Source organism: uncultured Serinicoccus sp., from assembly GCF_947500995.1.
Taxonomy (GTDB): domain Bacteria; phylum Actinomycetota; class Actinomycetes; order Actinomycetales; family Dermatophilaceae; genus Ornithinicoccus.
In genome coordinates this window covers 1-614 of sequence record NZ_CANMUA010000032.1, presented here as the reverse complement: position 1 = coordinate 614, position 614 = coordinate 1, and the positions used below count along the sequence as shown (strand labels likewise).

Sequence of the window (614 nt, the reverse complement as noted above, 5' to 3'; positions counted from 1 at the left end):
GTCCTCGGACCCTGATGGTGGTGACTCGGTGGTGGCGTGGTCGTGGGACTTCGGTGACGGGTCGCCGGCGGCGTCGGGTGAGTCGGTGTCGCACACGTATGCGGAGGCCGGGGTCTACACCGTGGAGCTGACGGTGACCGATGAGGAGGGTGCGACCGGGTCGGTGACCTATGAGGTCACGGTCTCGGACGGGTCCGGCCCGGTGCTGGTGGCTCCTGAGCTGGTGGGTCAGGCCTCGCAGATCACGTTGCAGTCGGCCTCGTCCTCGGTGGTGATCCCGGAGGAGGTCCAGGCGGGTGACCTGCTGGCGATGTTCGTGACGACCAACTTCTCGGATGTCGGGAGTGCGCCTCAGGGTGTCGGCGGCTGGGAGGAGCAGGAGCGGGTGCTGTCCGGGCCGTTGGCGGTGTCGGTGTACACGCGGATCGCTGACGGGTCGGAGGCGGACGCCCAGGTGTCGGTGAACTGGCCCCGGTCGATGCGTACCGACATGACGGTGGTGGCCTACCGGGGTGTGGGTGAGACGCCGGTGGAGGTGCTGGACGCGGACGTGTTCTCGAGCACCGCGACCTCGACGACGCCGGTGGTGTCGGTCGAGGGTGACTCCCGGGTGG

General features: G+C 69.1%; 1 protein-coding gene. It reads left to right on the top strand.

Translation table 11 applies throughout. The features are described 5' to 3' along the window. A partial coding sequence (locus tag Q0967_RS17310; protein WP_299451305.1) for a PKD domain-containing protein occupies positions 1–614 on the top strand: 614 nt, incomplete at both ends.